The organism is Nocardia brasiliensis (genome assembly GCF_042691675.1).
Lineage (GTDB): Bacteria > Actinomycetota > Actinomycetes > Mycobacteriales > Mycobacteriaceae > Nocardia > Nocardia brasiliensis_D.
The window spans coordinates 5,375,260-5,393,792 of sequence record NZ_CP170507.1; the positions used below are offsets into that span (position 1 = coordinate 5,375,260).

Genomic DNA, 18,533 nt, shown 5'->3' on the forward strand with positions numbered 1-18,533 from the left:
ACTCCGGACGCGAGATTCCGCTCAGAGCGTCTTCGGCTGCGTCTGGGGCTGCTCGGTGACCGACGGGGTCACCTGCTGCGCGGGCGGCAGCTGCGCCGCGGGCTGCTGAGCCGGGGCCGAGGCGTCGGTGGAATCCTTGCCCTCGTTCTGCATCTGGCTGACCTCGCTCTTGAAGATGCGCAGCGACCGGCCCAGGCTGCGGGCCGCGTCGGGCATCCGCTTGGCACCGAAGAACATCACGAAAACGACCGCAATGATCAGCCAGTGCCAGATGCTCAGACTGCCCATGATTTTTACCTCCCAAGACTGGTGATGGTTCTGATGCTACCGGAGGGTGACGTGCGCCAACGCCACCATCCGGCCTCGTTGGCCCGGCGTTCAGCCGAGCCGCACACGCCTGCTCAGCGGCCGCTCGCGTGGGCGGCGCGCAGTTGTTCGAGCAGTTCCGCGCCGGTCCAGGTGCGCCGGTCGCCCTGCTCGGCGGCCACGATCAACTCGATCAGTCGCTGATTCACCGGTGTCGGCAGGCCGACCATCGCCCCGAGACCGACGATTTCGCCACAGAGCCAAGAGATTTCGGTCTTGCGACCGAGCTCGAGATCGTCCGCCATGGACGAGCGGGCCATCGGATCGATGGCGAGTACCCGGCCGAAGACGCGACGGAAAACACCGTCGGGGACGGTCAGCAATCTGGCCATCACGGCGGGCGGCAACGGCGTCAGCCGGGCCGGGGCAATTCGCGCCCTGTTCATCACCGTGAGCGCTTCCCGCTGGGTCAGCGCCAGACAGCGCCGATAGTTCCGGTCGGCGAGTTGTTCGCGCAGCGGTCGCCCGGACAGCGCGTTGATCGGGTTGTTCAGGTTCAGCAGCAGCTTGGCCCACTGCACGGGGCGCAGGTCCGGGTAGCGGCGCAGCGCGAGTCCGGCCTGCTGGAAGACGCCGAGGAACGGTGCCAGCGCCGGATCGTCCTGGACGGCCAGCCCGCCCTCGGTGCCCCGGTGGAACCGGCCGCCCGGGTGGTGCACCACGTTGAACAGCACCATGCCCGCCAGCACCACACAGTGCGGCAGGATTTCCCGGATGACGGTGTCGTTGCCGATGCCGTTCTGCAGGCTCAGCACCACCGTGCCGGGGCGGATCTTGCCGGTGAGCTCGCGCACCGCCTCGGCGGTCGCCGCCGATTTCACGGTGACCAGCACCAGATCGGCCGAGCCGATGTCGTCCGGTTCGGTGGCCACCCGGAATCGCCCGACGGGCAGGGCGTCGTCGCCGCCGTCGAGGTCGGTGAGCCGCACGCCGAACTCGGTGATCTCGTCGAGCAGCCGCGGCCTGCCGACGAAGGTGACGTCCGCGCCCGCCACGGCCAGCTTGCCGCCGACGAAGATGCCGACACTGCCCGCACCGATCACCATCACGCGGTTCGTCACGTCGGCTCGACTTCCGCTGCTCGGCCCACCGTCGGGTGGGCGGTGTCCGTCATACCGTTTCCTCGAATCCCGCCGCCGCGTAGGCGGCCAGTGCGGCATTGGAGCGCTCGCGCACCGCGGCGACCAGTTCCGGCGGTCCGAGTACGGTCACACCCGAACCGAAGCCGAGCAGCAGTCGCGCCATCCAGTCCAGGGTGGCGAACCGCATGGTCGCCTCCAGGCTGCCGTCGGGGTGCACCGCGAGCCGATGCATGGGGTACTGATCGAGCACCCACGCGTAGTCGCCGTGAATACGCAAGCGGGCCAACGGAACCGCGGGATCGTCCTGGAACAGGTCGAGCGCCGCGGACTCTTCGGTGGCGTGACTCGGCGGCCTGGCCGGTTCGTCCAGTTCGGTGGCGGCCTCGATCCGGTCGAACCGGAACAGGCGGACGCCCTCGGCCTGCCTGCACCAGGCTTGCAGGTAGCTGTTGTTGTCCACGAGCACGATCCGGATCGGATCGACGACGCGTTCGGTGACGACATCGCGGCTCGCCGAGTAGTAGACCAGCCGCAACGCGCGCTGCCTGGCCAGCGCGGAGCGCACCGTGGCGACGGCGGGCGCCTCGGTCGGCGGGGTGCGGGCGCCGTCGAGCTCGGCGCCGGAACCGCCGACGATGGCCGATTCGATCTTGGCGATGGCCGCGTGCGCCGCGGTCGGATCGACCATGCCCGGCATGTCCACGATCGACCGCAGCGCGACCAGCAGCGCGGTCGCCTCGGTGGAGGTCAGCCGCAGCGGACGGTCGATGCCCGCGGAGAAGGTGACTTCGATGCTCTCCTCGGAGAACGACAGGTCGATCAGGTCGCCGGGGCCGTAGCCGGGCAAGCCGCACATCCACAGCTGGTTCAGGTCGCTCATCAGCTGCTTGGTGGTCACGCCCAGGTCGGCGGCGGCCTCGGCGGCGCTGATGCCGGGGTGGGCGATGAAGTACGGAATCATGTTGAGCAGCCGCGAAAGTCGAACGGAAAGCCGAGAAGTCACGCCTGCACCTCGCTGGCGCTCGTGCCTGCTGGGGCGGCTGCGTCAACGGTTCGCTCGCCACGCTCGCTCACGCTGTGACCTCCGTGCGATCGAACACCGAGCGCAGCCGGGCGACGACATCATTGCGCAGTTCTTCCGGCGCGAGCACCACCGCGTCCGGGCCGAGGCCGGTGATCAGCCGGGCGATCCAGTCGCGGGAGCGAACCGGCAGCTCCACCACGGCGCCGACGCGGCCGCCGATGGTGCGTTCGCCGGTCACCTGGCCGATTCTGCGAAGTTCTCGCCCGCGTCCCTCGGCCACCCACACCGTTGCGGTGCCGCTGACCGGCGCCGAGCTGGTGACGTGGTCCACGATCGAGCGAAGATCGATACCGTCCGGTTTGCTCACCGCGTTCTCGGGGCCGTACGGCGTCACGTCGTCGCCGATCCTGGACAACCGGAAGCTGCGCACGGCGTCCCGGTCCCGATCGTGCCCGACGAGATACCAGCGGCCGTGGTGGGTCACCACACCCCACGGCTCCACGTCCCGCATCAGATACGGCGCGTTGATCGCGCCACGGTGCTCGAACCGCACCGCCTGGCCCGCGTCGATCGCGGCGAGCAGCTTGCCGAGCACCGGTTCCGAGCCACGGGTGCGCGCGGGCACCGCGGGCACCGAGGCCACCGCGGCGTCGGTCTCCACGTGGATGCCCGCGGCGCGCAATTTGAGCAGCGCGCCCTCCGCGGCGGCGGCCAATTCCGGCGATTCCCACATCTGCACGGCGACCGCGACGGCGGCGGCTTCCTCGTCGCTCAGGTCTATCTCGGGCAGCTCGTAGGCGTCCCGGTTGATCCGGTAGCCCTCCACCGTCGAGTACCGGCCGACCGGCCCGATTTCCAGAGGGATGCCCAGGTCACGTAGTTCGTTCTTGTCCCGCTCGAACATTCGGCTGAACGCCTCGTCGCTGGCGGAATCCTCGTATCCGGCGACACTGTCCCGGATCCGCTCCGCGGTCAGGAACTGCCGGGTCGACAGCAGCGCGATGACCAGATTCATCAGCCGCTCGACCTTGGATATCGCCACCCGATAGAGGGTAATGGGCCGCGCACCGCGCGTGCGCGTCGGCGCGCGATTCATTCGATCACATGTGCGTCGTCCCCGGATGACGGCCGCCTGGACGGCACTATGGAACACATGATCATCGCTTTCTCCGTGAGTCCGCTCGGTGCCGGCGCCGACGTCGGACGCGCCGTGGCCGAGGCCGTCCGGGTGGTTCGCGCCAGTGGGCTGCCGAACCGGACCGACGCCATGTTCACCACCCTCGAGGGCGAATGGGACGAGGTGATGGGCGTCGTCAAGCAGGCCACCGACGCGATCCTCGCGGTCGCGCCGCGGTGCAGCCTGGTGTTGAAGGCCGATATCCGTCCCGGCGTCACCGACGCGATGACGTCGAAGGTCGAGTCGGTCGAGCGGTATCTCGCCGAGGGTTAGTCCGGGATGGGCGTCTGCTGGTAGAGCACCAGTTTCCATTCGCCACCCGCGCGCACGTACACACTCGACATGAGCCCGCGGAAAGCGGGTTTATCGCCCTCGCGGTAGGCGACGCCGGTGTAGACGAGGATCTTGCTGTCCACTCCGGCGTCTATCACGCGCGGGTCGCGGATCTCGTAGGTCCGCCACGGCGGTGAATCATTGAGGGAGGCAATGACTTCGGTGCGGTCCAGCACCATGCCATGGGCGAGGACCATCACCGCGTCGCCGGTCATCATGGACCCATAGAAGTCGGCGCCCGCGCTCTTGCACAGCGAGTCCCAGCCCGCACGCTCGAGGCCGAGCAGCTCGTTCAGGAGTTCTGTATCAGCCATACGTTCCACGGTAGGCAAAGACTCGGGAATCGACATCCGTGCAGTTCAGAGCACTACAACAGCGTGCGGGATCCGATAGTTCGACCGAACGGCGAACCGAGCCCGACGGCGACCGATACCCGAAAGGTCCCCGGGTCCGGTCACCCCGTTCTACATCGACGCGATCAGCCGATCGACTCGCTCGTCGACCGAGCGGAACGGGTCCTTGCACAGGACTGTGCGCTGCGCCTGGTCGTTCAGCTTCAGGTGCACCCAGTCGACGGTGAAGTCGCGGCCGGCCTCCTGGGCGGCGGTGATGAAGTCGCCGCGCAGCTTGGCCCTGGTGGTCTGCGGCGGGGTGTCGACCGCGGCGTCCACGGCCTCGTCCTCGGTGATCCGCTTGGCCAGGCCCTTGCGCTGCAGCAGGTCGAAGACGCCGCGGCCGCGCTTGATGTCGTGGTAGGCGAGGTCGAGCTGGGCGATTTTCGGGTCGGACAGCTCCATGCTGTAGCGGTCCTGGTAGCGCTGGAACAGCTTGCGCTTGATCACCCAGTCGATCTCGGTGTCGACCTTGGCGAAGTCCTGGGCCTCCACCGCGTCCAGGGTGCGGCCCCACAGGTCGACGACCTGGTCGATCTGCGGATCCCGGTCCCGGTTGCGCAGGTGCTCGACGGCGCGGGCGTAGTACTCGCGCTGGATGTCGAGGGCACTGGCCTGCCTGCCACCGGCGAGACGCACCGGACGACGACCGGTCAAATCGTGACTGACCTCGCGAATGGCGCGAATCGGATTGTCCAGGGCGAAGTCTCGGAACGAGACGCCCGCCTCGATCATCTCCAGCACCAGCGCGGCCGTGCCCACCTTGAGCATGGTGGTCGGCTCGGCCATGTTCGAGTCGCCGACGATGACGTGCAGGCGGCGGTACTTCTCCGCGTCCGCGTGCGGCTCGTCACGGGTGTTGATGATCGGCCGGGAACGCGTGGTCGCGGACGAGACGCCCTCCCAGATGTGCTCGGCGCGCTGCGACAGGCAGAAGGTGGCCGCCTTCGGCGTCTGTAGGATCTTGCCCGCGCCGCAGATCAGCTGACGGGTCACCAAGAACGGCAGCAGCACATCGGAGATCCTGGAGAACTCCCCCGCCCGGACCACGAGGAAGTTCTCGTGGCAGCCGTAGGAGTTGCCCGCGGAGTCGGTGTTGTTCTTGAATAGGTAGATGTCGCCGCCGATGCCTTCTTCGGCGAGGCGCTGCTCGGCGTCGATCAGCAGCTCTTCGAGGACCCGCTCGCCCGCTCGGTCGTGGGTCACCAGTTGGTGCAGGCTGTCGCATTCGGCAGTCGCGTACTCCGGGTGCGACCCGACATCGAGGTAGAGCCGAGCACCGTTGCGGAGGAACACGTTAGAGCTACGGCCCCAGGACACCACCCGGCGGAACAGGTACCGGGCCACCTCGTCGGGGGACAGCCGACGGTGACCGTGGAAGGTGCATGTCACACCGAACTCGGTCTCGATTCCCATGATTCGTCGCTGCACACCATCGACATTACAGCCATGTCATGCGAGCGCGTGGGGCTGCGGACAACCAGAACGCATACGTCTTCACAACGATTCGGCCCGGTTTGCCCTATTCCCTGAAGCTCCCACCACCCCTGGACACCATTTCAGCCCCGGCGCGACGGCCCGGCGGGATCATGGACTGAGCCGCGGAAATTGTTGTCGACCCTGATCAACGTCCGATCTGGTGCCCCCGGTTCCGGCATCGAGGCGACCGATGTCGCGGCGTTCGTTTGTCCTGGTACGACGAGGGGGGAAGCAGATGCGAAAGTGGATCAGGGTCGCGGCGGTCGCGTTGACGCTCGCGGTCGTATCGCAGGGCGTGGTTTCCGCCGACTTCGACGACACCGCACCGACCGAACCGATCGCCTTGGACGGCGGTCACCTCGACTGGCCGACGATGCTCCAGGTGCTGCACGACGACTCCCCGGTCATCCGCCTATCCGACCACGCCAGGCAGCGGATGAGCGACACCCGACGGGGTGCGCTGGACACCATCGCGGCCGGCCAGCGGGTGTACGGCTGGAATCAGGCACTCGGTCCGCTGAAGGACCGTCCGCTCGACCCGGACAAGCAACTCGAATTCCAGCGCCGCATGCTGCGGTCGCACGCCGCGGGCGTCGGGCCGACGCTGCCGCCCGGCGTGGTGCGACTTGCCCTGGTGCTGCGGGCGAACTCGATGGCCCGCGCCGCGATGGGAGTGCGGCCGGAGGTGGTGGACCGGATGCTGTCGATGGTCGAGGCGGGTGTGCTGCCGATGATGCCGGAAATCGGCTCCCTGGGCACCGGCGATCTGCAGCCGATGGCGGCCGCCGGATTGAGCATGATCGGGGAACACAATCCGGTCCTGTACCGCGGCAAACAAGTAGCGCCCGCTCTGGCGTTCCGCGCGGCGGGGCTGCCCGAGCGATTCACCCTGGAATCCGGCGAGGCGCTGCCGCTGATCAGCGGCGGCAGCGTGCTCACCGCCCGTTTCGTCGAGGCCATCACCCGCGCCGAGCACGACCTGCACGGCTTCGCCGCCGCCTTCGCCCTGTTCCTGGAGGCGACCCGGGCCGAGCACGGCGCTTTCGATGAACGCACGCACGTCGAGCGCGGCAACGAGCACGATATCGACGTGGCCGAAGATGTCCGCGCGATGGTGTGCGGGACGCAATGGATGACCGAGGAGGGGCGCCAGCGCTCCGGTGAGTCCCATCCGCGCATCCAGGACGCCACCTCGGTCCGCTCGACGCCCCACGTGATCGGCGCGCTCCGGCACAGTTTGGATGCGGCGCGCGAGACGGCCGTGCGGGAGGCGAACGCGTCGACCTCCAACCCGCTGATCTTCCGAAACAGCAGTGGGCGGCATGAATTCGTCATGGGCGGCAATTGGGCCGCCACCAAGATCGGCGCGCAACTCGACGCGTTGAACGCGCAGATCGCGAACCTGGCGATCTTGTCCGAAGGCTTGTCCGGCCGTCTCCTCGATCCCAAATGGAGCTACGGACTGCCCGCGAACCTCGCGGGCGGGGAGGTCGGGCTGAACTCCGGCATGGTTCAGGCGCAGACCGTCGCCGCCGCCCTCATCCCGGAAATCCAGATCAGGGCCCATCCCGCGGGCACGCTGTCCCGGCCGGTCAAGGGCGGTCAGGAAGACCTGAACACGATGGCGATGGCGTCGATGCGCGGCCTCGCGGACAATCTGGACCGCCTGGACATCGTCCTCGGCGTCCAGATCCTGATGGGCGCGCAGGCTGTCGACCTGATGCGAAAAGCCATGGGCGAGTTGCGCATCGGCTCAGGGACCGCCTTGATCCACGCCATCATCCGCCAGCGCATACCGGCTCTCGAAGACGACCGCTATCTCAGCCCCGATGTGGACGCGGCCGTCGCCCTGGTCCGCGAGGACGCCTTCACCGCGGTGTTCCGTTCGGTCGACGAAACACGCTGCGCCGCATAGCCCGCGGGCGCTGGCGGCGGACAGAGTTCGGGCCCGGATACGGGCGGCCGTAGCACGCCCATAGCCGGGCCCGGACTCCTCGATAATGGTTACTCCGCCTCGGGAGTTTCCTCCGCTGCGGATTCCGCCGCCTTCGCCTTGCCCTTCTTGGCCGGGCTCAGCAACTGCTCCAGCGCGGAGTTGGTGACCCGCCGGAAGGCCCGTCGCGGCCGCGCCTGCTCCAGCGCGGCGACCTCGAGCGAGCTCACGCCGAGCACCCGCTTTTCCTTCTCCGCACCCTCGGGGACGCCCGCCTGCAGCGCCTCCACCGCGACCTTGATCGCGGCGGCCAGATCCAGGCCGGGCCGGTAGGACGCCTTCAACGCGGTGAGAATCGGCTCGGTCGTGCCGCCCATCACCACGTATTCGCGCTCGTCCACGATCGATCCGTCGAAGGTGATCCGGTACAGCACCGACGTCGGCTGCTGCTCCGGGTAGCCCACCTCCGCCACACAGATCTCCACCTCGTAGGGCTTGAGCTGATCGGTGAAGATCGAACCGAGCACCTGGGCGTAGGCGTTGGCCAGTGCGCGGCCGGTCACGTCGCGGCGGTCGTACTGGTAACCGCGAATGTCGGCCTGCAGGATCCCGCTGCGGCGCAGATTCTCGAACTCGTTGTACTTGCCGACCGCGGCGAACCCGACCCGGTCGTAGAGCTCACTCACCTTGTGCAGCGTCGCGGACGGGTTCTCCGCAACGAACAGCACACCCTTGTCGTACACCAGAACCACGACGCTGCGACCTCGACCGATGCCCTTGCGGGCGAGCTCGGTCTTGTCGCGCATGATCTGCTCGGCCGACGCGTAGTACGGCAGTGTCATGCGCGGGCACTCCCTTCCTCGGCCGCCTCGCGATCGGCGACGATCCCACGGGCGATCGCCTCGAGCCGGTCCTCGGTCACCTCGACCGCACCTTCCTCATCGATCACGATCGCCGTCGGGTAGATCCCGCGCAACAGATCGGGTCCGCCCGTCGCGGTGTCGTCGTCGGCCGCGTCGAACAGCGACTCGACGGCGACGCGCAACGCGCGCTCCTGATCGATTCCCTTGCTGTACAGCTTCTTCAGCGACCCCTTGGCGAAGACCGAACCCGATCCCACCGCGGCGTAACCGAACCGCTCCTCGCTGCGTCCACCCACTACGTCATACGACACGATGCGGCCGACCTTGTCCGGATCGGTGGCATTCAGGTCGTAGCCGACCAGAATCGGCACCACCGCCAGACCCTGCAGGGCCGCGGGCAAATTCTCGCGCACCATCTTCGACAGCTTGTTGGATTTACCGTCGAAGGTCAGGGGCACGCCCTCGAGCTTCTCGTAATGCTCCAGCTCCACCGCGAAGATCCGCACCATCTCGACGGCCATACCCGCGGTGCCTGCGATGCCCGCCGCGGAGTAGCTGTCGGTGATGTAGACCTTCTCGATGTCCCTGCTGGCCAACAGGTTTCCCTGAGTGGCCCGCCGGTCACCCGCGATGAGCACGCCACCGCGGTAGCTGATCGCGACGATGGTGGTGCCATGCGGCGCGACATCCTTCGCACTGGTGGCGCTCGAACCCGCGCCATCAATCGGTCCGAACTTATTGCCGGGCAACATGTCCGGAGCGTGCATGCGGAGATATTCGGAGAAGGACGAGAGGGCGTACCCCAAGTGGAGACGCGAGGGGTCACCTACTGTCACTGGCCGCCTTTCTGAACGTACGCACGGACGAAGTCTTCGGCGTTCTCCTCGAGCACATCATCGATCTCGTCGAGCAGGTCGTCGGTCTCCTCCGCCAGCTTTTCGCGGCGCTCCTGACCGGCGGCGTCTACGCCGTCCGGACCCTCATCCTCGTCGCCGCCCCCGGCGCGCTTGGTCTGCTCTTGTGCCATGGCAGCCGACCTCCTCTGTCCTCATCATGACCGGAGCTCAATTCTGAGCACGGCCCCGATCATGAGCAATGTCCGTGCTCGTTCTTCAACACTACCCAGCCGAACCGACACGATGAGGTATTCCGTGCCGATGTGAGCGGAGTCGGTATCGGTCTGTTAGTCAGGTTGTGAGCTGTTCCACAAGGTCCGCGGCCGAGGTCACGCCGTCCAGCAGCTTGCCGACGTGCGCCTTTGTCCCCCGGCGCGGCTCCAGCGTCGGGATCCGGACCAGCGAATCGCCGCCCAGATCGAAGATCACCGAGTCCCAGCTCGCCGCCGCGATATCGGCGCCGAACCGGCGCAGGCATTCACCGCGGAAGTAGGCGCGAGTGTCGGTGGGCGGGTTGGTCATCGCGTCGAGCACCTGCTGCTCGCTGACGAGCCGCTTCATCGAACCCCGGGCAACCAGGCGGTTGTACAGGCCCTTGTCCAGGCGCACATCGGAGTACTGCAGGTCCATCAGGTGCAGCTTGGGCGCCGCCCAGCTCAGCCCCTCGCGCTGGCGCATGCCCTCGAGCAGGCGCAGCTTGGCCGGCCAGTCGAGCAGGCTCGCGCACTCCATCGGGTCGCGCTCGAGCAGGTCGAGCACCATCGCCCAGTTCTCGATGATGTCCGCGACGCGCTTGTCGTCGTTGCCGGTGCGGTCCATGAACTTGATCACCCGGTCCAGGTACATCCGCTGCAGGGCCAGGCCGGTCAGCTCGCGGCCGTCGGTGAGCGCGACGGTGGCGCGCAGCGTCGGGTCGTGGCTGATCGTGTGCACGGCGGTGACCGGGCGGGCCAGCTGTAGGTCGGACAGGTCCTCGCCCGCCTCGATGAGATCGAGCACCAGTGCGGTGGTGCCGACCTTGAGGTAGGTGGACATCTCGGCCAGGTTGGCATCGCCGATGATGACGTGCAGTCTGCGGTATTTGTCCGCGTCGGCGTGCGGCTCGTCACGGGTGTTGATGATGCCGCGCTTGAGGGTGGTCTCCAGCCCGACCTCGACCTCGATGTAGTCGGCGCGCTGGGACAGCTGGAACCCGGCGTGGTCACCGGATTGGCCGATGCCGACCCGGCCGGAACCGGTGATCACCTGGCGCGACACGAAGAACGGGGTGAGGCCGAGGATGATCTGGTTGAACGGGGTGTCGCGGCTCATCAGGTAGTTCTCGTGGGTGCCGTAGGAAGCGCCCTTGCCGTCGACATTGTTCTTGTACAGCTGCAACCGCGGGGCACCGGGCACACTCGACGCGTGCCGCGCGGCGGCCTCCATCACCCGCTCCCCCGCCTTGTCCCAGACCACCGCGTCCAGCGGGTCGGTGACCTCGGGGGCGGAGTACTCGGGGTGGGCGTGGTCGACGTACAGGCGGGCGCCATTGGTGAGGATCATGTTGGCCGCACCGACCTCGTCGGCATCGATCACGGGCGCGGGGCCGTTCATCCGGCTCAGGTCGAAACCGCGCGCGTCGCGCAGCGGCGACTCCACCTCGTAGTCCCAGCGGGTGCGTTTCGCGCGCGGCACACCCTCGGCGGCGGCGTAGGCGAGGACGGCCTGCGTTGAGGTGAGGATCGGGTTGGCCGACGGCTCGGTTGGGGTCGAAATGCCGTACTCGACCTCGATTCCGATGATGCGCTGCATAGGTCGAGCCTAACGGGCACCGCCGGACGAAGTCCGTCCGCAGCCTGCGCCGGGCCGTGCGACGGAGGCCGAGCGGGGTGTGGAGGTCGATCTCATACCGCAGTGGTACTTCCGGAGGATCTGCCCGAGCGCGGCGAGACGCGATAGTCGAGACATGACCGAATCACTTGCCGATACGCGCGCCGCCGCCGAGCGGCCCGGGGTCGTGAAGGGGGCGGCCCCGGCCGGGCGCTCACGCGTGGTCGCGCTGGATGTGCTGCGCGGTATCGCGATTCTCGGGACCCTCGGCACCAACATCTGGATCATGACCAACCGCGAGGGAATCATCGGCTACATCGATGAACTGAACGGACCGGCGACCGGCTGGATGTGGGCCGAGCGGGTGTTGCAGCAGTTGGCGCAGGGCAAGTTCCTCGGCCTGCTCACCGTCATGTTCGGCATCGGCCTGGCCATCCAGCAGGCCTCGGCCCAGCGCGGCGGGCGGCGCTGGCCCGGGAAATATCCGATTCGCGCCGGGTTGCTGCTGCTGGACGGTGTGCTGAATTTCGTGTTCATCGCGGAGTTCGATGTGTTGATGGGGTACGCGGTCACCGGCTTGGTCGTCGCCTTCATCCTCGCGACAAGTGATCGCGCGCAACGGCGTTGGATGATCGTGATGGCGGGTATCCACGTCGCCATGCTGACCGCGATCGCGCTCGCGATGGTGTTCGCGCCGCAGCAGAATTCGAAGCCACGCCCACCGCTCGACCCCAATCCCTTTGCGGATGGGTCGTTCTGGGATCTCGTGGTGTTCCGGGTGCAGAACGCGGCCCCGTTCCGGGTGGAGACGATCTTCGTGTTCGCCATGTCGGTCGCGCTGTTCCTGCTCGGTGCCAGGCTGTTCCGGGCCGGTGTGTTCCGGCCCGAGGGCGCGCGGATCCGCAAGTGGCTGATGGTCATCGGCTTCGGCGTCGCGGCGCCGATCGACCTGGTCGCGGGCGTCGCGGGCGGCGGCGACCTGTTCCTGTTCACCCGTTACGGCACCGCACCCTTCGTCGCCCTCGGCATTCTCGCCCTGGTCGCCGAGTTCTACCTGCGCAAGTCGCACGTGGGGTTCCTCGGCCGCAGGCTCACCGAGGTCGGGCGCACCGCGCTCAGCTGCTACATCCTGCAGAACCTGGTGGCGTCGATCTTCTGCTACGGCTGGGGTTTCGGCCTCGCCGCCCGCGTCTCCCCCGACGCGCGGGTGCCGTTCACCGTCGGCATGTACCTGTTGGTCTCGCTGATCATCGTGACCGGCGCGCACCTGTGGTTGCGGCGGTTCGAGCGGGGACCGGTCGAGTGGGCGTGGCACCGGAGCTTCCAGGCACTGGCCCGCGAAAAGTCCTGATTCGCGCGCCCTCGCTCAAAGCGAGCTCGCCGATTGCGCTTTCGTCTCCGACGGGAGCTCGAGGCGGTCGATGACCATACCGACGTCGAGGTTCGCCACCTGCCCGTCATCATCGAACTCGACCGCCCCGGCCACGCCCGATCCACTGAATTCGAGCAACCGGTAGTCCTCGAGGAACCCGGTGACCAATCCCCGCCTGCTCAAATAGCTCTGCACGGCACGTCGATGGTCGGCCAGCGGCAGTGCGTTGATGCCATGCGCGAGTACCCGGGCCAGGCCTGCCGCGGTAGGCGGTGGTAGCAGGAACGCCGGATGTTCGACCAGGAACGCCACGCAGGTGCCGTCGGTGACACCGCAGTACGAATTCCAATGCCCGGAAATCACTTTCGCGGCGTCCGCCAGCAGGCCCGCCACCTGATGCGGTTCCGGTGCGGCGCGCCCGAGCGCGACGGGTAGCTCCGCGACGGACAATTCGGCGACACCGTAGCGGAAGCCGAACTCGCGCACCAGCTGCGCGACCGCGATCAGCGGCGGCGCGAAGCCCCAGGGATTGGCCCAGGCCCACAGCCACGACTCGGCGTCGGCCGTGCCCAGCAGGTGAAAGTCCGTGCACACGAATGTGCGCTCGGTGCCGATGAATTCGAGCCGACGCTCCTCCATGTCGGCCTGCCACCGGTGCGTACCCAGCACTTCTTCGACGTGTAGGCGGTGCTCGAGCGACAGCAACCCCGCGTCGTCGAGCAGCCTCGTCAAGGGCACAGGTTCGGACACCGGCACAGCGTAGTCAACGCTCGCGCGCACCCGGCCACCCGACGCGCGGCTGTCGCGCAGTCGAATTACTTGACGCGCAGTGCTTCCGGACGGGCCAGCAGATCGCCGACGATCACGTCACGCTCCAGGGGAACGCCGAGGCTGCGGGCGTTGCCCTCGAAGAGCGCGAGGACCGATTCGGTGAGGATGCCTTCGACCTGGTCGGAGGCGAGCGTGGTGGCCGGGTCGGCGCGCCAGCTGTTCACCACGCCGTCGACGAAGCCGATGATGCCGAAGGCCATCGGCCGGGCGCGGCCGGGGTCGATGCCGAAGCGGGACAACCAGATGGCGAACAGGTCGGCCAGCCGGCCGCCGATGCGGTCCCGGGCACCGGCCAGCGATGAATCGCCCTGGGGCGCGGCACCGCCGATGAAGCGGTGCAGGTTGGGGTGGCGCTCGACCCATCGGACGTAGGTGCCGACTGCGCCGCGCACGGCATCTCGCACGGTGCCGTCGGGATGCAGCGTCGGCATGATCTGCGCCAGCAGGGATTCCAGGATCTGGCGGCGGATCTGCTCGTCCAGGTCGGTGCGGCCGTCGAAGTGGCGGTACACGACCGGGCGGGGCAGCTTCAGCCGGTCGGCGATCTGCTGCACCGACACCTCGACACCCTGCTCCTCGATGACGGTGATCGCGGCGTCGATCACGTCGGCGCGACGCTGTGCCTTATGGCCCTTCCAGCGGGTGGCACGGCCGTCGGCGACGGGAGGCTCGAGGTTTCCGCTGGTCGTGGTCACAGAATCACGATACTCGCACAACGGTTGACTGCGACACCCTGTCTCACTAATCTGACTGTGACAGCTTGTATCGGTTAGTCGACATGTTGGAGAGCAGTCATGGGCAACGACGCCGCACTGATCCCGCAAGAGTCCTTCGCGCAGCGCCTGCTGACCGGATCGGTCAAGAAGTCCTACGACCCGGTGGTCGACATGGACTGGGACGCACCGCTCGATCCGGACAAACTCTTTCTCCCCGCGGAGGTCGTTTCGCTGTACGGCACCGATCTGTGGGAGTCGATGACCCCGCAGCAGCGCCGCGAACTGTCCCGGCAGGAACTGGCGAACGTCCTGTCCGTCGGCATCTGGTTCGAGAACCTGCTCAACCGGCTGCTGCTGCGCGAGTTGCTGGCCGACGACCCGACCACCCGGCATTCGCACTACACCCTCGTCGAAATGGGTGACGAATGCCGGCACATGATGATGTTCGGCAAGCTGATCGACCGCATCGAGGCGCGTCCGTACTGGCCGCGCCGCACGGGCAGACTGGTGATCGGCGTACTGCCGCTCTTCTTGCGCGGCTCCATGACCTGGGTCGGCGCGCTGGTCGGCGAGGAGATCTTCGACGCGATCCAGCGGCGCACCCTGGACGACCCGGAGTTGCAGCCCTTGGTTTCTCGGGCGATGCGCATTCACGTCACCGAGGAGGCGCGCCACATCGGTTTCGCCCGGGACGCGCTGGCCCGGCGGGTGCCCACCATGTCACGCGCCGAACTCGCCTACACCAGACTGTGTGTCGCGATCGCCGCCCCGCTGTTCGTCTACCTGCTGACCAACCGGCACATGTACACCCGCGCCGGTTTGGACGGGCGCGCGGCCCGGCGGATCGCGACCAACAACCCGGACGCCAAGAAGGCACTGGGCATCGGCGCCGCGAATCTCGGTGTGTTCCTGCAGAAGCAGGGCCTCATCGGGCCGATCGGTGAGTGGATCTGGCGGCGGCGGGGGCTGCTCGCATGACCGTCGAACCCGAAATCGTCATTGTCGGTGCGGGTTTCGGTGGCCTCGGGATGGCCATCGAGCTGCGCAAGGCGGGTATCGACGATTTCGTCGTGCTGGAGAAGGCCGACGAGATCGGTGGCACCTGGCGGGAGAACACCTATCCCGGCGCGGGTTGCGACGTGATGTCGCTGATGTATTCGTACTCGTTCGAGCCGAACAAGCGGTGGACCCGGATGTTCGCCCGCCAGCCGGAGATTCTGGACTACCTGCACCGCACCGTCGACAAGTACGACCTGCGCGGGCACCTCCGGTTGCGTTCGGAGGTGGTTTCGCTCGACTTCGACGACGCGGACGATCGCTGGGATGTCGGCCTCGCGGACGGGCGGCACTTCCGGCCGCGGCTGGTCGTGATGGCGCCCGGCCCACTGCACGAACCCTCGATTCCGGCCTTTCCTGGCCGAGACACGTTCCGCGGCACGAGCTTCCACTCCGCGGAGTGGGATCACGACTTCGACCTCAGCGGAAAGCGCATCGCCGTCATCGGAACCGGCGCCAGCGCGGTGCAGTTCGTGCCGCAGATCGCCAAGGAAGCCGCGCAGGTGACGGTGTACCAGCGCACCCCGCACTGGATCGTGCCGAAACCGGACCGTCCGTTGTCGGCGCTGGAGCACCGAATGTTTCGGTATCTGCCCGGCTCACAGCGGCTCTACCGGTGGGCGATCTACTGGGGCTACGAGTCGTTGATCCCGGCGTTCATGAATCCGGAACTGATGCGTCAGGTGGAGAAGGTCGCCCGTGGCCAGCTGCGCCGCCAGGTCCGCGACCCGGAACTGCGCGAACGGCTCACCCCGGACTACCGGCTGGGCTGTAAGCGAATCCTGGTGTCCAACAACTTCTATCCCGCACTGCAGCGCGACAATGTCGATCTGGTGACCACGCCCATCGCGGGCATCACCGAGACCGGTATCGCCACCGTCGACGGGTCTGCCGACTCCTTCGACGCGATCGTCTACGGCACCGGTTTCAAGATCTCCGACCGGTTCGCCGACCAGCACATCGTCGGCGCCAACGGCCTCGCTCTGCAAGACGCGTGGCGCAAGGGGATGGAGGGTTTCCTCGGCGTCGCGGTACACGGCTTCCCCAACCTGTTCCTCATCGTCGGCCCGAATTCCGGTGGCGGACATCAATCCATCGTGTTCATGATCGAGGCGCAGGCCCGCTACATCCGCCAGTGCGTCGAGTTGCTTCGTAAGACCTCCAGCACGCGCATCGAAGTGCGCGCGGCCACCCAGCACGAATTCAACCGCCGCACCCAAGCGAAACTGGCGGGCACCGTCTGGAACTCAGGCGGCTGCAACAGCTGGTACCTCGACGAGCACGGCCTCAACCGCGCCGCCTGGCCCGGTTCCAGCGTCTCCTACTGGCGCACCATGCGCCATCCCGACCCCGGCCACTACGACCTCACCGTCCCCGCGGACCGCGAACCAGCCCACGAATACTCGGGCCCCGCCACCCTCGACGCCCCCGGCGCACTGCTCCCGGTGACCGTCACCCTCAGCGGCCACGCCGACCCCACCGACGGCCGCTACCACTGGTACGGCCGCATCACCCCCACCACCGGCACCGACCTGCCCGACCCCGGCCGCGCCGAGGTTTTCCTGACCCTCCCCGGCCGCTACCCGACCACGGGCCGCCTCCAGGAACGCGACCCCTGGGGCAATCTGCGCATCGTCGGCATCGGCGAGCCGCCCTACCCCCTGGAACCGGTCTACACGTCGAAGTAGAGCTCGAATTCGAAGGGGTGCGGGCGAACGTCTATTTCGGCGATTTCGGTGTCACGCTTGAGGCGGATCCAGGTTTCGAGGAGGTCGTCGGTGAAAACATTGCCTTCGGTGAGGTAGTCGTGGTCGGCCTCCAGGCGGTCGATGACGCTGGCGAGGCTGGGTGGGGTCTGGGTCACCTCGGCGGACTCTTCGGGGCTCAGCTCGTAGAGGTCTTTGTCGATGGGGGCGGCGGGCTCGATCTTGCGGCGGATGCCGTCGAGACCCGCCATCAGCATGGCGGCGAAGGACAGGTACGGGTTGCCGGAGGAGTCGGGGCAGCGGAACTCCAGCCGCTTCGCCTTCGGGCTGGTTCCGGTGACCGGGATGCGTACCGCCGCTGAGCGATTGCGCTGGCTGTAGACGAGGTTCACCGGCGCTTCGTAGCCGGGAACAAGGCGCTTGTAGGAGTTCACGGTCGGGTTGGTGAAGGCGAGCAGTGACGACGCGTGCCGCAGCAGCCCGCCGATATAGTGGCGCGCCAGGTCGGAAAGTCCCGCGTAGCCCACCTCGTCGTAGAACAGCGGTCCGCCGTTCTTCCACAGAGATTGGTGCACGTGCATGCCGGAGCCGTTGTCGCCGAAGAGCGGCTTCGGCATGAAGGTGACGGTCTTGCCTTCGGCCCAGGCGGTGTTCTTGATGATGTATTTGTACAGCTGTAGGTCGTCTGCCGCGGCGAGCAAAGTATTGAACTTGTAGTTGATCTCGGCTTGGCCCGCGGTGCCGACCTCGTGGTGGCCCTTCTCCAGTTCGAAGCCCGCGTTCTGCAGGTTGGTGCACATGCGGTCGCGCAGGTCGACGTCGGCGTCATAGGGCGCGACCGGAAAGTAGCCGCCCTTGGGCCGAACCTTGTAGCCGCGGTTGAGGCTGCCGTCCGGGTTGTACTTCGTGCCGGTGTTCCAGCTCGCCGATCCCGAATCCACCTCGTAGAACGCGCCGTTCATGCTGGTGTCGTAGCGGACGGCCTCGAAGATATAGAACTCGGCCTCCGGACCGAAGTACGCGGTGTCCGCGATGCCGGTGCTGCGCAGATAGTCCTCGGCCTTGCGCGCGACATTGCGCGGATCGCGACTGTACGCCTCGTGCGTGTGCGGGTCGTGCACGAAGCAGTTCATGTTCAGTGTCTTCGCCGCACGGAACGGATCCAGTTGCGCGGTGTCGAGGTCCGGGAACAGCAGCATGTCCGACTCGTGGATCGACTGGAATCCGCGCACCGACGAACCGTCGAACGCGATCCCGTTCTCCACCAGATCGGCGCCGAAGGACTGGGCCGGGATCGAGAAGTGCTGCTGCACACCGGGAACGTCACAGAAGCGGATGTCGACGTAGGCGACTTCCTCGGCGCAGATGTACTCCAGAACTCCCTCGGTAGTCGGCTTCAACACGACTCACTCCTCGCACTCGCGGCATCCGCGGATCGGCGAGGCGGGGCGCATCCCGCGGCGCGCCCGAGCGGGCATGGCAGGTCCGGCTCGCCGAA

General features: G+C 67.3%; 18 protein-coding genes. 5 read left to right on the forward strand and 13 right to left on the reverse strand.

What is annotated here, in order from left to right:
• Positions 1–21 precede the first annotated feature (21 nt).
• The 4 genes from tatA to ACFK0J_RS24625 all read right to left on the reverse strand — a co-directional run bounded on the left by tatA (position 22) and on the right by ACFK0J_RS24625 (position 3,514).
• Complete coding sequence (gene tatA, locus ACFK0J_RS24610; RefSeq protein ID WP_378731117.1) at positions 22–288, reverse strand: Sec-independent protein translocase subunit TatA; 267 nt, start codon at positions 286–288, stop codon at positions 22–24.
• 113 nt (positions 289–401) lie between these two features.
• Positions 402–1,427 (reverse strand): 2-dehydropantoate 2-reductase, encoded by a 1,026-nt coding sequence (locus tag ACFK0J_RS24615; protein WP_378731119.1) that lies wholly within the window; start codon positions 1,425–1,427, stop codon positions 402–404.
• A 49-nt stretch (positions 1,428–1,476) separates the two neighbouring features.
• Complete coding sequence (locus ACFK0J_RS24620) at positions 1,477–2,451, reverse strand: helix-turn-helix transcriptional regulator (RefSeq protein ID WP_378731121.1); 975 nt, start codon at positions 2,449–2,451, stop codon at positions 1,477–1,479.
• A gap of 67 nt (positions 2,452–2,518) precedes the next feature.
• Positions 2,519–3,514 (reverse strand): helix-turn-helix transcriptional regulator, encoded by a 996-nt coding sequence (locus tag ACFK0J_RS24625; protein ID WP_378731123.1) that lies wholly within the window; start codon positions 3,512–3,514, stop codon positions 2,519–2,521.
• Between the two features lie 111 nt (positions 3,515–3,625).
• Here ACFK0J_RS24625 and ACFK0J_RS24630 point away from each other — a divergent pair, with 111 nt between their 5' ends.
• Entirely contained in the window at positions 3,626–3,922 is a 297-nt protein-coding gene (locus ACFK0J_RS24630; protein WP_378731126.1) for an MTH1187 family thiamine-binding protein, read from the forward strand.
• On the opposite strand, the gene ACFK0J_RS24635 is transcribed toward ACFK0J_RS24630, so the two are convergent.
• Together ACFK0J_RS24635 and pafA are read right to left on the reverse strand one after the other, a co-directional pair.
• Entirely contained in the window at positions 3,919–4,296 is a 378-nt protein-coding gene (locus ACFK0J_RS24635; protein WP_378731128.1) for a nuclear transport factor 2 family protein, read from the reverse strand. The genes ACFK0J_RS24630 and ACFK0J_RS24635 overlap by 4 nt on opposite strands.
• A gap of 150 nt (positions 4,297–4,446) precedes the next feature.
• On the reverse strand, positions 4,447–5,805 hold the full coding sequence (pafA, locus tag ACFK0J_RS24640; RefSeq protein WP_186818252.1) for a Pup--protein ligase: 1,359 nt from the start codon (positions 5,803–5,805) through the stop codon (positions 4,447–4,449).
• A 283-nt stretch (positions 5,806–6,088) separates the two neighbouring features.
• Between pafA and hutH the strand changes: the two genes are divergently transcribed.
• A complete protein-coding gene (hutH, locus tag ACFK0J_RS24645) occupies positions 6,089–7,768 on the forward strand; it encodes a histidine ammonia-lyase (RefSeq protein WP_378731130.1) in 1,680 nt (559 codons plus the stop codon).
• An 89-nt stretch (positions 7,769–7,857) separates the two neighbouring features.
• Here the strand turns inward: hutH and prcA are convergent, their stop codons facing one another.
• From prcA to dop, 4 genes are all read right to left on the reverse strand, one after another.
• Positions 7,858–8,628 (reverse strand): proteasome subunit alpha, encoded by a 771-nt coding sequence (prcA, locus tag ACFK0J_RS24650; protein WP_378731132.1) that lies wholly within the window; start codon positions 8,626–8,628, stop codon positions 7,858–7,860.
• Positions 8,625–9,485: a proteasome subunit beta gene (gene prcB, locus ACFK0J_RS24655; RefSeq protein ID WP_378731134.1), complete on the reverse strand. Its 861-nt coding sequence runs from the start codon at positions 9,483–9,485 to the stop codon at positions 8,625–8,627. Before prcB ends, prcA begins: the two co-directional genes overlap by 4 nt.
• The gene (locus tag ACFK0J_RS24660) at positions 9,482–9,676 is read right to left on the reverse strand and encodes a ubiquitin-like protein Pup (RefSeq protein ID WP_014986166.1); all 195 of its coding nucleotides are present in this window, start codon (positions 9,674–9,676) and stop codon (positions 9,482–9,484) included. Before ACFK0J_RS24660 ends, prcB begins: the two co-directional genes overlap by 4 nt.
• Before the next feature lie 160 nt (positions 9,677–9,836).
• On the reverse strand, positions 9,837–11,336 hold the full coding sequence (gene dop, locus ACFK0J_RS24665) for a depupylase/deamidase Dop (protein ID WP_378731136.1): 1,500 nt from the start codon (positions 11,334–11,336) through the stop codon (positions 9,837–9,839).
• Between the two features lie 154 nt (positions 11,337–11,490).
• On the opposite strand from dop, the gene ACFK0J_RS24670 reads away from it, so the two are divergent.
• Positions 11,491–12,705, forward strand: coding sequence for a DUF418 domain-containing protein (locus ACFK0J_RS24670; RefSeq protein WP_378731138.1), 1,215 nt, complete (start codon positions 11,491–11,493; stop codon positions 12,703–12,705).
• A gap of 15 nt (positions 12,706–12,720) precedes the next feature.
• Here ACFK0J_RS24670 and ACFK0J_RS24675 read toward each other — a convergent pair whose 3' ends face one another.
• Positions 12,721–13,476 (reverse strand): DUF6882 domain-containing protein, encoded by a 756-nt coding sequence (locus ACFK0J_RS24675; RefSeq protein ID WP_378731140.1) that lies wholly within the window; start codon positions 13,474–13,476, stop codon positions 12,721–12,723.
• Positions 13,477–13,541: 65 nt separating this feature from the next.
• The gene (locus ACFK0J_RS24680; RefSeq protein ID WP_378731142.1) at positions 13,542–14,252 is read right to left on the reverse strand and encodes a TetR/AcrR family transcriptional regulator; all 711 of its coding nucleotides are present in this window, start codon (positions 14,250–14,252) and stop codon (positions 13,542–13,544) included.
• A 99-nt stretch (positions 14,253–14,351) separates the two neighbouring features.
• On the opposite strand from ACFK0J_RS24680, the gene ACFK0J_RS24685 reads away from it, so the two are divergent.
• Positions 14,352–15,251, forward strand: coding sequence for a diiron oxygenase (locus ACFK0J_RS24685; RefSeq protein WP_218469886.1), 900 nt, complete (start codon positions 14,352–14,354; stop codon positions 15,249–15,251).
• On the forward strand, positions 15,248–17,017 hold the full coding sequence (locus ACFK0J_RS24690; protein WP_378731144.1) for a DUF4873 domain-containing protein: 1,770 nt from the start codon (positions 15,248–15,250) through the stop codon (positions 17,015–17,017). The genes ACFK0J_RS24685 and ACFK0J_RS24690 overlap by 4 nt, the downstream gene beginning before the upstream one ends.
• Here ACFK0J_RS24690 and glnA read toward each other — a convergent pair.
• Entirely contained in the window at positions 17,002–18,438 is a 1,437-nt protein-coding gene (gene glnA, locus ACFK0J_RS24695; protein ID WP_378731146.1) for a type I glutamate--ammonia ligase, read from the reverse strand. The genes ACFK0J_RS24690 and glnA overlap by 16 nt on opposite strands.
• Positions 18,439–18,533: the final 95 nt, after the last annotated feature.

What these genes read in the sequence shown, in the direction of transcription:
- tatA (WP_378731117.1), bottom strand. Translation starts at nt 288, where the DNA reads ATGGGCAGTCTGAGCATCTGGCACTGGCTGATCATTGCGGTCGTTTTC.
- ACFK0J_RS24630 (WP_378731126.1), top strand. Translation starts at nt 3,626, where the DNA reads ATGATCATCGCTTTCTCCGTGAGTCCGCTCGGTGCCGGCGCCGACGTC.
- ACFK0J_RS24635 (WP_378731128.1), bottom strand. Translation starts at nt 4,296, where the DNA reads ATGGCTGATACAGAACTCCTGAACGAGCTGCTCGGCCTCGAGCGTGCG.
- hutH (WP_378731130.1), top strand. Translation starts at nt 6,089, where the DNA reads ATGCGAAAGTGGATCAGGGTCGCGGCGGTCGCGTTGACGCTCGCGGTC.
- prcA (WP_378731132.1), bottom strand. Translation starts at nt 8,628, where the DNA reads ATGACACTGCCGTACTACGCGTCGGCCGAGCAGATCATGCGCGACAAG.
- ACFK0J_RS24660 (WP_014986166.1), bottom strand. Translation starts at nt 9,676, where the DNA reads ATGGCACAAGAGCAGACCAAGCGCGCCGGGGGCGGCGACGAGGATGAG.
- dop (WP_378731136.1), bottom strand. Translation starts at nt 11,336, where the DNA reads ATGCAGCGCATCATCGGAATCGAGGTCGAGTACGGCATTTCGACCCCA.
- ACFK0J_RS24670 (WP_378731138.1), top strand. Translation starts at nt 11,491, where the DNA reads ATGACCGAATCACTTGCCGATACGCGCGCCGCCGCCGAGCGGCCCGGG.
- ACFK0J_RS24685 (WP_218469886.1), top strand. Translation starts at nt 14,352, where the DNA reads ATGGGCAACGACGCCGCACTGATCCCGCAAGAGTCCTTCGCGCAGCGC.
- ACFK0J_RS24690 (WP_378731144.1), top strand. Translation starts at nt 15,248, where the DNA reads ATGACCGTCGAACCCGAAATCGTCATTGTCGGTGCGGGTTTCGGTGGC.